Here is a 13902-nt window from a genome sequence, read left to right as displayed (position 1 = left end):
ATTCGGGGCCTTTAAGGCGGTCGATGACGTCAGCCTCGATATCGACAGCGGTTCGCTGGTTGCCCTGCTTGGCCCGTCGGGCTCCGGGAAGAGCACGCTGCTGCGCTTAATCGCTGGCCTGGAAGAATCCGATACCGGACGGATCTGGATCACAGGCGAGGAAGCCACCTCCCGGTCGGTTCAGGAACGGGAGGTGGGGTTCGTGTTCCAGCACTTCGCGTTGTTCAAGCACCGAACCGTTCGACAGAACGTGGGGTTTGGCCTTGAGCTGCGCGGCTGGAAACACGACGCCATTCGCCGGCGCGTGGATGAACTGCTTGAGTTGGTGCAGCTGAAGGGGTTTAGCAATCGCTACCCCTCGCAGCTTTCAGGTGGACAGCGGCAGCGGGTTGCCTTGGCTCGGGCCTTGGCTGTACAGCCCAGGGTGTTGCTCCTCGATGAACCCTTCAGCGCACTGGATGCCAAGGTGCGCAAAGAGCTGCGGGCCTGGCTGCGCAACCTGCACGATGAGATGCACGTCACCACGGTGATCGTGACCCACGACCAGGAGGAAGCCATGGAGGTGGCAGATCGGATCGTAGTGATGAATCAGGGGCGCATTGAGCAGATTGGAACGCCTGCGGAGATTTACGACCACCCTGCCACACCCTTCGTGATGAGCTTCGTGGGTGCCGTGAATGTGTTGCCGCCCCATATTCCGCTCGCCAGTTCGGATCAACGGGGAGAGATTTTTATCCGCCCCCATGATCTGGAACTGCACCGCACGGCCCAACCGGGAAGCGTGCCTGCTGTCTTACGACGGCTCACGCATATGGGGCGGGATATCCAGGCGGAACTAACCCTGGCGAGTGGCGAGGTGGTGATGGCACAGCTGCCGCGGGAACGCATCGATTACCGCGATTTAAAGGCTGGTGATTCCTTGCATCTCACCAGCCGCGAAGCACGCACTTTTGTTCCAGACTTTGTAATCTGACAACTCATAGCCTGTGAGCAGGTGTTCACGGCTACAACACAGAGCTGGACATCAGAGCACCTCAACGACAAACTTAACCTTTCAATCCTGCGAACGAGAATGAATCTGCAACTGGGCGACACCGTCGCCGATTTCACCCAGAACTCCCAGCTGGGTCCGATCAACCTCTACGACTTCGCTGGCGACAGCTGGGTTGTTCTCTTCTCCCACCCCGCCGACTACACCCCGGTGTGCACCACCGAGCTGGGTGAAGTGTCGCGCCTGCGCTCCGAGTGGGAGAAGCGCAACGTGAAGACCATCGCCCTGAGCGTCGACTCCGCCGAGAGCCATGGCGGCTGGATCTGCGACATCAACGAAACGCAGAACACCACCGTCGACTACCCGATCCTCGCCGATGAGGACAAGAAGGTGAGCGATCTCTACGGGATGATCCACCCGAACTCGCTCAACAACCTCACGGTGCGTTCGGTGTTCATCATCGACCCGAACAAAAAGCTGCGCCTGCAGATCACCTATCCCGCCAGCACCGGCCGCAACTTCCACGAGATCCTCCGGGTGATCGACTCCCTGCAGCTCACCGACCACCACCAGGTGGCCACCCCGGTGAACTGGACCGACGGCGACGACTGCGTGGTGGTGCCCTCGATCCCCACCGACGAAGCCCGCAACAAGTTCCCCAAGGGCGTGACCGAGATCAAGCCCTACCTGCGCATGACCCCGCAGCCCAACAAATGAGCCACTGAGGCTCGCCCCAACCCTCAGGCCCCCGGAGAATGCCGGGGGCTTTTTTGTGGCAGCTAAGGTGCCGAATCGCCTTCTGTGAAAAAGAGATTCGTGCTCAAATAGCGCTCACCTGAATCAGGAAGAATCACCACAATTGTTTTTCCAGAGAATTCAGCTTCTCGAGCCACTCGAACGGCAGCTGATACTGCGGCGCCGCAAGAGATACCCGCCAGAATTCCCTCCTCCTTAGCAAGGCGTCTTGCCATGGTCATGGCATCTTGATCACTCACCCGTTCAACTCTGTCCAGTAAGGAGAGGTCAAGGTTGCCGGGAAGAACCCCCGCCCCAATGCCCTGAATACGATGGGGGCCGGGTTGGACGGATTCACCTACCAGCGTCTGGGTGATCACAGGACTTTGCTCCGGCTCCACTGCCACCGAGAGCAACGGTTTGCCGAGGGTGCATTTGATATAGCGACTGATGCCGGTGATCGTGCCGCCAGTTCCGACTCCAGCTACAACAGCATCCACCTGAGCATCAGTGTCAGCCCAGATTTCCGGCCCGGTTGTGTCGTGATGGATCTGCGGGTTGGCTGGATTGGCGAATTGCTGCAACAACACATAGCGATCCGGTTCACTGATCGCCATGGCCTCGGCCATGGCGATCGCTCCGGGCATCCCATGGCGGCCTTCGGTGAGAACCAGGCGAGCTCCATAAGCCAGAAGCAACTTGCGCCGCTCTTCGCTCATCGTGTCGGGCATCGTCAAGGTGAGCGGTAGACCGCGGGAAGCGGCCACAAATGCAAGTGCAATACCTGTATTGCCGCTGGTGGGCTCGATCAGTTCTTTCCCCGGCCCCAACAGGCCATCGCGCTCGGCCTGAGCCACCATGGCCGCCCCAATACGGCATTTCACCGAAAAGGCGGGATTACGGCCTTCGATCTTGGCCAGGATGCGGGCATTGCAGCCTGCACTGACCCGATGCAGCTGCACCAAAGGAGTGGCGCCTGTGGTGAGGCTGTTGTTGGCAAAAATCGCAGGCATGGTGGAAGACATTCAAGGCAAAGGCCTCCCTGTGTGAACACAAAGAGGCCAAGGGTTATGGGTGGGTGCAGGAGAGCGGTCGTGTCAGCCGCTGGCGACTGATGCTGGCCGGCAGTGGCTTTGCGTACCTGTAGAGAGCTGAGGCCATCGCTGGTTCGTGGGCTACCAATCGCTCGATCACATCGTGGCGATCGCTCCAGGCGAGCTCACCGTCATTGCCCCAGTGGAGGCACCAGGGAGGAGCAGGCGTTGTCATGGCTCCCGTGGAATAAGCAGATCGTTCTCCCCAACACTCACCAAAACGCCGTCCTGCCGGAAACGGCTCAACAATTTGGTCACCGTGACCCGCGTCAGACCGCACAAATCAGCGAGACCGCGATGGGTGAGGTTCAGCTCGGCCAAGGAGAGCCTGCAACCGTGACGGTTGATCTGACCAAAGGAGCGCGCTATCCAGGTGAGCAGGGCTAGAAGACGACGCTCACCGGAGCGGATGCGCTGGATGGCATGCAACTCAGCCAACATCTGCCGTTCTCGGCGGATGTGTTGGAGCTGGGTGTCGTCATCTAACTCGAGATGCTCCACCACAACAGTGGTGAGGCAATGCAATTCAAGTGGATGCAGAACGGGATCTTCCGAACTGATCACATCACCAGGCCCCCACAGTCCAAGGGTGATCGAGTCGCCTTCGTCATCCCAGGTGGATGAACGCACATAGCCCTCATGCAACCGCCAGCTCATGTGCTCAGGCAGCACATCCTGAGGATGAAGCGTGAGTCGCAAGGGACGTTTCAAGAGTGAGGTGGTCATGGCGCTGGCGGGCGATGGGGCGGGTCTGCGATGGACGAGAGCAAACGGAGGCGGGGCATTCGCGCACAACAGGGCACGGGCGGCAGGCAACTGGCGGCAGTATGCACGAATCCCGATAGGGGTACCGGTATTTCAAGGCACACGAGGGATGGTTCCGCGGCAATCAGATGTAGAACATCGGCAGGGGCTGCCTGAACTGGTCGCGCTTCTGAACCAGCTGAGCCAGGGTTGTTTCCTTCAAAATCGCTGAGCGGGCCTGCTCAAGTCGGTTGCCGAGCTCAATCAAAGCCTGAAATTCAGGATCCTCCCGTTCCCCCTTCCGCGACGGCGTCGCCTCTCCCTCGAGGCAGGCCTCGACGTCAAGAAGGCGGATCTGCTCGGGGGGACGCGCCAGCAGAAAGCCGCCCCGAGGACCCCGAACGCTCTTCAGGAAGCCGCCTTTGCGCAACGACGTGAGCATCTGTTCGAGGTAGCGCTCCGGAATGGCGTGGCGCCGGCAGATCTCGCCGGTCTGCACCAGGTCACCGGTGGCATGGGCGGTTGCCAGGTCCATCAGGGCAACAAGTCCGTATTCCGTCTTGGCGCTGAAAGGCATGGCCTCGTCTGCTCAGAGTTCATTCTGTCACTCAAAGCACGGTTACCGGGTGGGAAATCAGAACCCAAGACCGTGTGGCTTGAGGCACACCATGCATGCGGGGGCGGCCGATATGTTCACCGCGTTCCCGACCGAAGAACCGTGGTTATTCCTTCTGTCAATCCCGGACGGCTGCGCCTCCAGGTGTTGATGACGGGCCTGGCAGCTCTGCCGCTGGCAACCGTCGCTGCAGCAAGCCTGAACGCGCCGATCGTGCAGGCCCAGCAACCCGCTAAACCTCAGACGCTCACGGTGGTGTCGTATGCCGTGACCAAAACCGCCTACGACCAGATCTTCAAACTCTTTGCCGCTGACTGGAAGAAAAAGACTGGCCAAACCGTGAGCTTCAAGGGCAGCTATGGAGGCTCCGGCTCCCAGACCCGCGCCGTGATTGATGGCCTCGAAGCCGATGTGGTGAGCTTGGCCATGGCTGCTGATGTAACCAAGATTCAGCAGGCAGGCCTGATCAGCCCCGGTTGGGAGCGGGAAAACCCCTACAACTCCACGCCGATCAACTCCACTGTGGCCGTGTTCGTCCGTCCCGGGAATCCCAAAAAGATCAACAGCTGGAAGGACCTCGACAACAAAGACGTAGATGCGGTTCTGGCCAACCCCAAAACCTCTGGCGGGGCCCGCTGGAACTTCCTGGCGCTCTGGGGAGCGATCACCCGTAGCGGTGGCACCGAAGCCCAGGCCCGCAGCTTCATCACCGGCGTTTACAAGAATGCCGACGTGCTGCCCAAAGACGCCCGCGAAGCCACCGACGCGTTTGTGAAACGGCGCCAGGGCGATGTGCTCCTGAACTGGGAAACCGAGGCGATCCTGGCCCGCCGCAAAGGCGAGTGGACCACGCCTTACAAGCTCTTCAGCCCCAATGTGCTCACCGAGCAGCCCGTCACCGTGGTGGACAAGGTAGTGGACCGCCGCGGCACAAGAAGAGTTACTGAAGCATTTGTGCGCTTCCTGTATTCACCAGCGGCTCAGAAGGTGTTTGCCGACAATGGCTTCCGCCCCACCACGCCCGAGGGCAAGGCCTACGCAAAAGGCAAGTTCCAGAACGTGAGTTTCTTCAAGGTGGGCGACTTCGGTGGATGGGCCGGCGTTGACAAGAAATTCTTCGGCAAAGGCGGGGTCTGGGATCAGATCTTTGCCCGCTCGCGCTGATCACGATCCCCCTCAGCCAATCGGAGCGGCATCGCAGCTTGAGCAAGGCCCCGGTTCTGAACCGGGGTTTTTTCTTGGCACGCCGGAGTAGCCCGCCATAAAGCGCGGTAAGGCGACCGAAGTACCGCTGCAAGTTTTGCCCTATTCCCGATCGACTCGCGCGACAATGCATTCAATCCTTTCCCGCAGTTCGGTTCTGGCCCTGGGCAGCTCGATCCTGCTTACCTCCTGCGGAACCGCCACTAGCCCCTCGGCTGAGGGCGGCAAGGGCGAGGGCAAGCAGGAGCTGCTGCTCGTGAGCTACGCGGTGACCAAAGGCGCCTACGACAAGATCCTTCCCAAATTCGCTGCCGATTGGAAGGCCAAGACCGGCCAGGAGATCAAGATCCGCACCAGCTATGGCGGATCAGGCACCCAAACCCGGGCAGTGATTGATGGTCTGGATGCCGACGTGGCCACCCTGGCCCTCTCGGCCGACATCCACAAGTTGGAGGAGGCTGGCTTGATCCAACCGGGCTGGGAGAAGGAGCTGCCCAGCGCCAGCATCATCACCAACTCCGCGGTGGCCTTCCTGACCCGTGCCGGGAATCCCAAGGGCGTGCGCACCTGGAAGGATCTGGTGAAGCCTGGGGTGACGGTGGTGACTGCCAACCCCAAGACCTCCGGTGGTGCACGCTGGAACTTCCTGGGGCTTTGGGGCTCGGTGACCCAGACCGGTGGTGATCAGAAGCAGGCGGAGACCTACGTCACCAACGTGTACAAGAACGTCGACAACCTGCCGAAGGATGCCCGCGAAGCGTCCGACGTGTTCCTGAAACGCGATCAGGGCGACGTGCTGTTGAACTACGAGAATGAAGCGATCCTGGCCACCCGCACGGGTGATCTCAAGGCGCCGTTCGTGGTGCCCGAGGTGAACATCCGCATTGAGGGACCTGTGGCGGTGGTGGACAAGGTGGTGGATCGCAAGGGCACCCGCAAAGCTGCTGAAGCCCTCGCGGCGTATCTCTTCACGGAAGAAGCACAGCAGATCTTTGCCGAGGAAGGTTTCCGCCCCACGAACCCAATGGTGTGGCAACGCGTGAAGGATCGCTTCGCCCCGGTGAAGACCTTCTTCTCGGTGAAGGACTTTGGTGGCTGGGACGCTGTCAACAAAACCTTTTTCGATAACGGCGGCCTCTGGGATCGCCTGTTCGCCCAATCGCGCTGACGCCTGTGTGTGAACTGCTTGCCCTCAATGCCAACACGCCTACCGACATGGCGTTCTCCTTCCGCGGCCTCAGCCGCCGGGGCGGGGCCGTTGGTGAACACGCCGATGGCTGGGGGCTGGCCAGCTTCACACCGGATAGCTCCGGACTCGATTTAATCCGCGAAGACGCACCGGCGGCTTTTTCGCAGCTGGCGGATCAGTTGGCGGAACGCTCGCCAAAGGCGTTGGTATCCATCGCCCACATCCGCAAGGCCACCCAAGGGCTGGTGGCTCTGGAGAACTGCCATCCCTTTGCCCGCAGCTGGAGGGGCCAGACCTGGGTGTTTGCCCACAACGGCAACCTCGATGGAGCGATACCCAGTGGTGAGACCTACCGCCCATTTGGTTCCACCGACAGCGAAGCCGCCTTCTGCTGGATCCTCAAGCAACTCGAACAGGAGGGCGTGGATCCCGAGAACCCTGAGCAGATCTCAACCCGACTGCATGCCTACGCCACGGAGCTGGCCCGCATGGGCACATTCAACGCCCTGATCTCCAACGGCCATTGGCTGTTCGCCACCGCCACAACCAGCCTGCATTGGCTCACGCGGCGTGCACCGTTCACCACCGCCACGCTCGCCGATCCGCCTCTGCAGATTGATTTCGCGCCGCTCACCTCGAGCTCGGATGTGGTGACGATCCTGAGCACTGAACCGCTCACCACCGATGAAGCCTGGACAGCGATGGACTCCGGCTCCTCGATGCTCTGGATGAACGGCGAATGCCTGCACCTGCACCAGCCATGACCACCACCAAGCAGCCGGTAACCCTGGCGGAAGCCTCGCGCTTCTGGTTTCAGCTCGGCTGGGTGAGTTTCGGTGGGCCGGCCGGGCAGATCGCGTTGCTGCAGCGCGAGTTGGTGGAGCGGCGCCGCTGGCTCTCGGAGCGGCGCTATTTGCATGCCCTCAATTACTGCATGCTTCTGCCTGGGCCGGAGGCCATGCAGCTGGCCACGTATCTGGGCTGGTTGATGCATGGCTTTCCCGGTGGCCTGATCGCTGGCGGCTTGTTTGTGATCCCCTCGGTGTTCGTGCTCACGGCTCTCGCGAGCGTCTACGCCCTGTGGGGACAACTGCCGCTGTTGGCCTCGGTGTTCGGCGTGCTCAAACCGGCCGTGTTGGCGATTGTGCTGATGGCGGCCTGGCGCATCGGCCGCCGCACCCTGCGCACGCCGCTGCTGGTGGCCCTCTCCATCGCCGGCTTCCTGGCCATGGCGCTGTTGAATCTTCCCTACCCGCTGGTGGTGATCACCGCTGCTGTGATCGGCCTGATCGTGGCCCGCTGGCGCCCTGCTCTCTTGCTCAGTGGCGGAGCCCATGGCCCAGGCTCAGCTCAAGCCACAGCCGATCGACCCGATGCCCTGCACGACGATCACACCGCCAGCCCAGAGCATGCCCGTTTCTCAAAGCGCAAGCTGGCGCTCACCTTGTTGATCTGGGCGTTGGCGTTGCTGCTGCCCCTGGCGGTGGTGGTGGCGATCGGCGGCTGGTGCGGCACTCTGGCGTTGATGGCCCGCTTCTTCACGCGGGTGGCGTTGCTCAGTTTTGGTGGCGCCTATGCCGTGTTGCCCTACGTAGCCCAGGGGGCGGTGGAGCAGTTCGGCTGGCTGTCGGCCACTCAGATGCTCGATGGTTTGGCCCTGGGAGAAACCACCCCTGGACCGCTGATCATGGTGGTGGCCTTCGTGGGCTTTATGGGCGGCTGGAATCAAGCCGTGGCGGCATCCACATGGCCCTGGCCGCTGGCGTTGGCGGCGGTGGCGGTCACGGTGTGGTTCACCTTCCTGCCCTCCTTTGGTTTCATCCTGGCGGGAGCTCCCTTGGTGGAGGCCAGCCGCAACGATCTGCGCCTGGGCGCTCCCCTCAGCGCCATCACCGCTGTGGTGGTGGGGGTGATCGCCAGCCTGGCGCTGTTCTTTGCCGGCCCCGTTCTCTGGAGCAACGGCGGCTTCCAGGTGGGCGCGGCTGTGGTGGTGGTGGTCGCCCTCTGGGCTCAGCTTCAGCTGCGCTGGAGCGTTCTGCAGGTGATTGGTGCAGCAGCGGCACTGGGAGCGGCCATGGCTGTTACGCGCCAAGTGTTCAGCTGATTCACACCCCAACAACAGCGGGGATGTGAATGCCCATCAAGTGCGGTTGCACCGGCCCCTCACCAGACTGAGGCTGGTGGTGCTGATCCCTTGTGTTCTGGAGCCATGCACAGCGCCGATGACCTGCGTGACCGCTACCTCCAGGGCGTCAGCAGCCCGGGCGAGATCAATGCGATCGCGCGCACCTATGCCGCGCTGCGGCAGATTCCCTTCGCTCAGGCCCTTGAAGATGTGCACGAAGGGCTAGGCAGCGCGCTCAATGGTGATGGAGATGCCACCGGACAAACCTTTCCATGGAGCGAGGTGAGCCGCTCGCTGGTGCCTCTGGGCCGGCAGTGGATCAACGGCGTCTAGGGCGGGCGGGGCCTGGCGGGTGGAGCGGTTTGTCTCTTCGGCGCAGCCCTCCGCCAGGAAGACGGAAATCGGCGCTTCTCAAGCTCAATGACCTGCGGAGCGTGCAGGTGCGCGGGCGCCTGCAGCTCAGCCAACACCCTCAGCCAAGGTGAGCGTTTCTGGCTGAACCCCTGCTGGTGGGGCAGCGGGCAAGGCACTGGCACGGCTCCAAGCCAACCCGTGCTCCCCGGCGGGCTGAAGAGTGGGGATCGATCGGGGGGGGGGGAGCAGCCCGAGCCCAGTGCTTTGGGCGGTATTGCAGTTTTGGATGTGAAGCTGAAGCCGAGCCAGCGCCGAACAGTGCTACAGCACACGTGCATTTCCCCAATTGCCCCCCTCAGGTCGCGTACGGTGAGACAACCGCAACGCCGGGCAGGCCTCCGATGAGCGACAGCCAAGGACTCACCATCGCTGAACTGGAGGCCAAATACTTCCTCTACCGCAAGGCGCTCAAGCAATTGCTCCTGGAAGGAAGACCGGCAGCAAACATTGAAAAAACGCTCTGTTGGAGCCGGCTGGAAACCCTGCACAACTGCCTGCCCCGCCAATACAAATCACCGGATCACATTCGCCATCAGCTCCGGCGCGAAATTGAACGAGAACAGGGTGAAAAACTCGAGCGCGAAGCCGTCACGCGCTGAATCCGGAACAACGACTGGCCCCCCTGGGGCCTTTCAGGCCAGGGGCCACTGGCAGGTTGAGGCCACGCCTTGTCGATTCGTGTGCCTGCGCCGTCTCAAGCTGAGCTGATCGCCATTGCCGAAGCGTTCCACGGCTGCGGCTGCGTTCAGGCGGTGGAGCCGCTGGGCAATGGCAACGTCAACGACACCTTTCTGGTTCAGGCGGTGGATGGGCCGTCGGTGCTGCAGCGCATCAACACGCAGGTGTTCACCCAGCCTCAGCTGGTAATACAAAACCTTCAGGTGCTCGGTGAGCACATCGATCGCAAGCTCCAAAGCGGCGCCGCGCATCCCTTGCTGGAGCAACGCCGCTGGCACTTGCCGCAGTTGGTATGCACCAAACACGAGGGCAACGCCTGGCATTGCTGCGCAGCTGGTGGTGTGTGGCGCACGATCACCTATGTGCCCGACAGCACCTGCGTGGATGTTGTCGACGGTGCTGATCACGCGAGGGAGCTGGGGTTGGGCCTGGGGCTGTTTCACCTATTGATCAGCGATCTGTCCCCAACCGCCTTGGCTGACACCCTGGAAGGCTTTCACATCACGCCCGGCTACCTCGCGGCCTATCACCGCGCTCTGGTGAAAACCGATTGCCAGCCCAGCGCCGGCAGTGACCGCTGCATGGCGTTCATTCGAGAGCGCGAGGCGTTGTGCGACCTGCTGGAGCGCGCTAAACAGCGCGGGGAGCTGCCCCTGAGGCCTATTCACGGCGATCCCAAGATCAACAACGTGCTGCTCGATCGCCGCAGCGGTGAGGCCGTAGCCCTGATCGACCTGGACACCGTGAAGCCCGGGCTGGTGCATTACGACATCGGCGACTGTCTGCGCTCCTGCTGCAATCCGCTGGGCGAAGAAACCGATCAGATTGAGGCTGTGCACTTTGATCTCGGCCTAGCTGATGCTCTGCTTGAGGGATATCTCGCTGTGGCTGGCCGTTTCCTCACCGAGACCGAGCTGCGCTACATCCCCGATGCGGCCCAACTGATCAGTTTTGAACTGGGGCTGCGCTTCTTCAGCGATTACCTGTTGGGCAACACCTACTTCAAAGCCAACCACCCCGATCACAACCTGCAGCGGGCTCTTGTTCAGTTCCAACTGACTGCCAGCATCGAATCTCAGATGCCGGCGCTCAGGCACCTGGTGGAGCGTCATGCCGCTGCTGCATCCGTTTGAGCCCAGACCCGAGCTTGGCGGCATCGAGCTCAAGGGAGAAGCCAGCTGGCGGGACGGAGTGCTCCAGGTGAGCTTTGAGCTGCACAGCCCGAACAACAGCCTGAGCTGGCCGGCACCCGCCCTGCCGCCGGCGCGGCGGGATGGTCTTTGGCAGAGCACCTGCCTGGAGGTCTTCATCGCCGCTGAGGGCGAGACCTCCTACTGGGAGGTAAACCTGGCACCCAATGGCAACTGGAATATCTACGCCCTCTCGGACTACCGGCAGAACCTGCAACCCGTGACCGGAATCACGAGTGTTCCCTACCGCTTGCGGCGATCAGAAGGAGGCCTCCAACTGCACTTCCAGGTAGATCTCAACCGCTGGATCCAAGCCGATCAACGGGTGGAGGTGTCTCTCACGGCCGTCCTGGAGGATCGCCAACAGGGTCTGAGCTACTGGGCCTGGAAGCACAGCGGGGATCAGCCCGACTTTCACCTCCGCAACAGCTTCCAACTGCTCCATCCGGAGGGATAAGAGCGCGGGGGCGCGTGATCCCAAAGCGGAAATGAACCTGCAGATTCAGGCAGGTGCCCTCACACTCCGTAGCGTGCGATACATCCACACCCGGTTCCTTGCGCGTTACCCACTGCGGCGATGAGCATCTGATCCAGCTCAGCAGCGCTGAGGCTGCGCAGCTGGTTGATGCCTGCGCGCTGCTGCTGTTGGCCTCCAACAGCGCTCCGGGCTGCACCCTCAACAGCGACATGAGCCGACTGCTGCAAACGGTGTTCGAGCAGTTCAGCAGCCACAGCGTGTAGGGCAGGCCACTAAAACGAGGGCATGCATGCGCTCTCTCTGCCCACCTGGTGGATTCATGTGGCCTCGGTGCTGGAGTGGGGGCTGGCGATGCTCGCCATTCAGCGCTGGGGAAAACGGCTCCAGGAACCGGAATGGAATTGGCTGGCCCTGGCGATGACACCAGCTTTGATCAGTGCCATGGCCGCCTGCACCTGGCATCTGTTTGATAATGCCGCTGAATTGCAGGGCCTTGTGGTTCTTCAGGCCGCCTGCACCGCGGTGGGCAACACCGCCATGGCCGGTGCCGCCTGGAATCTGGCGCGGCGCAACCCATGAGCCCGTTCACCCCTGCCGGTTTGCTCGAGGCCCTGGCTGGCGTGGATCCAGCCCCGTTCTTCGGGCTGTCGCTGCTGCCCTATCTCGCCTTCCTCTGGTGGAGCTGGCGCTCAGGGCGCATGCCACGACTCGCGTTTTGGGGCTTCTGCCTCACCCTGTTGTTTGTACTCGTCACCATCGCCGCCGCAATCGTGGCCGAGCTGAGCTACGGGCGCCAGCTTGCAGATGTGGATCCGCTGCACGGCGGCGCGGAGCTGTTTCTCACCTTGAGCAATGTGCTCGTGTTGCTGGGTTTCAGGCGCACACCGGCCCAAGAGGAGCAGTGAACAAGTCTTAAGCGAGGCGTGCACTGGGGCGTTGCCGCTCGGAAGATGAAGCGTCGCCTGTGAATTCGATGCTCGCTCCCCTGCTGGCTATCGCCCCCGCATCTGTGTCCTGGTCGCCCAAGGTGGGCCTGGTGATGATCGTTGCCAACGTGATCGCCATCGGCATCGGCAAGGCCACCATCAAGTACCCCAACGAAGGCGCTCAACTCCCCAACGCCGCCATGTTCGGTGGCATGAGCCATGCCTCGCTGCTGGCCACCACTTCCTTCGGCCATGTGCTTGGCATGGGCGCCATCCTCGGCCTGGCTGCCCGCGGCGTGCTCTGAAGCTGGGGCTGATACAGCCCACTGAACCGCTTCAGCGCCAGCCCAGCAGATAGGGCAGCACCTTCAGGCCATAGCGCTCGAAGCGGTAATCGAACAGCAGTGCCGAGAGCTCATCGGCACTGCTGTTTTTTTGTAGGCCCACCAACAGGTGCTGCAGGTGCTGATCGCCCGCAGGACTATGCAGGCCGAGCCAGGTGCGGCGGGCCAGACGCCCACTGAGCGACCAACGCCAGCCGAGACGCCGTTTCAGCCTGGGGGCATAACTGCGCAGTCGCTCTGGACGCCCAGCCAAGGCCTCAAGCAGCAAGGGGGCCAGCACCTCACTGCTGGCCATCGCATGGCGAATGCCTTCGCCGCCGAGCAGGTTGCCAGTGCTCACGGCATCCCCTAGCCCGAGCAGGGGCCCCCGCTGATGCGGTTCCCGGCGGCGGATCGTGCTGCGAATCAAGCCGCCATGGCGATCGAGCACCGTTGCACCCTGAAGCTCCAAACGATGCTGCAGGCCACGCAGCAAGGCGTGCAGGGGTGGCTGCAGGCGGCGGCCGTCATGCAGGCGGCACACCCCGAGCTTGAGCTGGCCGGGTTGCATCGGAAACACCCAGCCATACCCCTGGGGCACCCAGCTGCTGCCGAGCATGAAGCTGAGGCGATGGGCCCAGCGCTGCCACTGCGAGATGGGCACCTGCAACAGCCACTCCACACCTTCGCCCGACACCAGCAAACCAGCCGCTGCCGGGGGATCACCGAGCAAGGCCCGCCGCTGGCCAGTGGCATCCACCAGCCAGCGGCAGTGGCGGATCTGCTCCACGCCATCGGGCCCGCGCAGACTGGCGATCGCTCCGGAACCACTGGGCTGCCACTGGCGAACGGCCCAACCCAGCCTCAGCTCAGCGCCTGCCGCTTGGGCCTGAGCCGCCAGCCAGCAGCGCAATGCGCCGAAATCCAACACAGCCCCAAGGCTGTGATCGGCGATCCAGCTGTAGGGCGCTTCGCCCGGACCATGCAGCTCCCACCCCTGCCAATGGGCCGCCTGCACCTGCTCGGGCAGCTGGAAATGCCGAACAGCCTCCAGCGGTAGGGCCGCACTGCTGAAGGCGCCATGGCGCAGATCCCGTAACGGATCCACGACGAGCACAGAAACCCCTCCCTGAGCCAGGAGCCGAGCAAGCAGCATCACTCCACGCCCGGCTCCCGCGATCAGAACCTCACACGTC

At 62.4% G+C, this 13902-nt stretch carries 18 protein-coding genes; 14 read left to right on the top strand and 4 right to left on the bottom strand.

The genetic code is table 11. From position 1 onward, the window contains the following. The coding region (locus ACIQ2E_RS06115) for a sulfate/molybdate ABC transporter ATP-binding protein (RefSeq protein WP_398327652.1) at nt 1-973 on the top strand (973 nt) is incomplete at its 5' end. A 99-nt stretch (nt 974-1072) separates the two neighbouring features. Further along, nucleotides 1073-1708: a peroxiredoxin gene (locus ACIQ2E_RS06110; protein ID WP_398327649.1), complete on the top strand. Its 636-nt coding sequence runs from the start codon at nt 1073-1075 to the stop codon at nt 1706-1708. 62 nt (nt 1709-1770) lie between these two features. Here ACIQ2E_RS06110 and cysK read toward each other — a convergent pair whose 3' ends face one another. From cysK to ACIQ2E_RS06095, 3 genes are all read right to left on the bottom strand, one after another. Next, nucleotides 1771-2739 carry a cysteine synthase A gene (cysK, locus tag ACIQ2E_RS06105; RefSeq protein ID WP_398327646.1) on the bottom strand — a complete coding sequence of 323 codons (969 nt, stop codon included), beginning with the start codon at nt 2737-2739 and terminating at the stop codon, nt 1771-1773. A gap of 252 nt (nt 2740-2991) precedes the next feature. Next, nucleotides 2992-3477, bottom strand: a complete 486-nt coding sequence (locus tag ACIQ2E_RS06100) for a Crp/Fnr family transcriptional regulator (RefSeq protein WP_398327643.1) — start codon at nt 3475-3477, stop codon at nt 2992-2994. Nucleotides 3478-3709: 232 nt separating this feature from the next. Further along, entirely contained in the window at nt 3710-4141 is a 432-nt protein-coding gene (locus ACIQ2E_RS06095; protein ID WP_398327640.1) for an RrF2 family transcriptional regulator, read from the bottom strand. A gap of 141 nt (nt 4142-4282) precedes the next feature. On the opposite strand from ACIQ2E_RS06095, the gene ACIQ2E_RS06090 reads away from it, so the two are divergent. From ACIQ2E_RS06090 to psaK, 12 genes are all read left to right on the top strand, one after another. Next, nucleotides 4283-5344 (top strand): sulfate ABC transporter substrate-binding protein, encoded by a 1062-nt coding sequence (locus tag ACIQ2E_RS06090; RefSeq protein WP_398327637.1) that lies wholly within the window; start codon nt 4283-4285, stop codon nt 5342-5344. Nucleotides 5345-5510: 166 nt separating this feature from the next. Continuing rightward, nucleotides 5511-6551, top strand: coding sequence for a sulfate ABC transporter substrate-binding protein (locus tag ACIQ2E_RS06085; protein WP_398327634.1), 1041 nt, complete (start codon nt 5511-5513; stop codon nt 6549-6551). 5 nt (nt 6552-6556) lie between these two features. After that, nucleotides 6557-7336 (top strand): class II glutamine amidotransferase, encoded by a 780-nt coding sequence (locus tag ACIQ2E_RS06080; RefSeq protein WP_398327631.1) that lies wholly within the window; start codon nt 6557-6559, stop codon nt 7334-7336. Next, nucleotides 7333-8676 (top strand): chromate efflux transporter, encoded by a 1344-nt coding sequence (gene chrA, locus ACIQ2E_RS06075; protein ID WP_398327628.1) that lies wholly within the window; start codon nt 7333-7335, stop codon nt 8674-8676. The genes ACIQ2E_RS06080 and chrA overlap by 4 nt, the downstream gene beginning before the upstream one ends. A 105-nt stretch (nt 8677-8781) precedes the next feature. Next, complete coding sequence (locus ACIQ2E_RS06070; RefSeq protein WP_398327625.1) at nt 8782-9030, top strand: hypothetical protein; 249 nt, start codon at nt 8782-8784, stop codon at nt 9028-9030. Between the two features lie 422 nt (nt 9031-9452). Further along, nucleotides 9453-9710, top strand: coding sequence for a DUF3136 domain-containing protein (locus ACIQ2E_RS06065; protein ID WP_398327623.1), 258 nt, complete (start codon nt 9453-9455; stop codon nt 9708-9710). 81 nt (nt 9711-9791) lie between these two features. Beyond that, entirely contained in the window at nt 9792-10922 is a 1131-nt protein-coding gene (locus ACIQ2E_RS06060) for a phosphotransferase enzyme family protein (RefSeq protein ID WP_398327620.1), read from the top strand. Next, nucleotides 10900-11436: a DOMON-like domain-containing protein gene (locus ACIQ2E_RS06055; RefSeq protein WP_398327617.1), complete on the top strand. Its 537-nt coding sequence runs from the start codon at nt 10900-10902 to the stop codon at nt 11434-11436. The genes ACIQ2E_RS06060 and ACIQ2E_RS06055 overlap by 23 nt, the downstream gene beginning before the upstream one ends. Before the next feature lie 98 nt (nt 11437-11534). Further along, nucleotides 11535-11720 (top strand): hypothetical protein, encoded by a 186-nt coding sequence (locus ACIQ2E_RS06050; RefSeq protein ID WP_398327614.1) that lies wholly within the window; start codon nt 11535-11537, stop codon nt 11718-11720. A gap of 22 nt (nt 11721-11742) precedes the next feature. Then, nucleotides 11743-12036 carry a DUF2499 domain-containing protein gene (locus tag ACIQ2E_RS06045; protein WP_398327613.1) on the top strand — a complete coding sequence of 98 codons (294 nt, stop codon included), beginning with the start codon at nt 11743-11745 and terminating at the stop codon, nt 12034-12036. After that, entirely contained in the window at nt 12033-12362 is a 330-nt protein-coding gene (locus ACIQ2E_RS06040) for a DUF3593 domain-containing protein (protein ID WP_398327610.1), read from the top strand. The genes ACIQ2E_RS06045 and ACIQ2E_RS06040 overlap by 4 nt, the downstream gene beginning before the upstream one ends. Nucleotides 12363-12430: 68 nt before the next feature. After that, the gene (gene psaK, locus ACIQ2E_RS06035; protein WP_296366175.1) at nt 12431-12688 is read left to right on the top strand and encodes a photosystem I reaction center subunit PsaK; all 258 of its coding nucleotides are present in this window, start codon (nt 12431-12433) and stop codon (nt 12686-12688) included. Nucleotides 12689-12719: 31 nt separating this feature from the next. On the opposite strand, the gene ACIQ2E_RS06030 is transcribed toward psaK, so the two are convergent. Then, nucleotides 12720-13902: NAD(P)/FAD-dependent oxidoreductase (locus ACIQ2E_RS06030; RefSeq protein WP_398327607.1), on the bottom strand; the 1183-nt coding region annotated here is incomplete at its 5' end.

The sequence above is a fragment of the Vulcanococcus sp. genome (genome assembly GCF_044369115.1).
GTDB lineage: Bacteria > Cyanobacteriota > Cyanobacteriia > PCC-6307 > Cyanobiaceae > Vulcanococcus.
The sequence above is the reverse complement of the archived record's forward strand: the minus strand, read 5'-3'. Positions and strand labels throughout refer to the sequence as shown.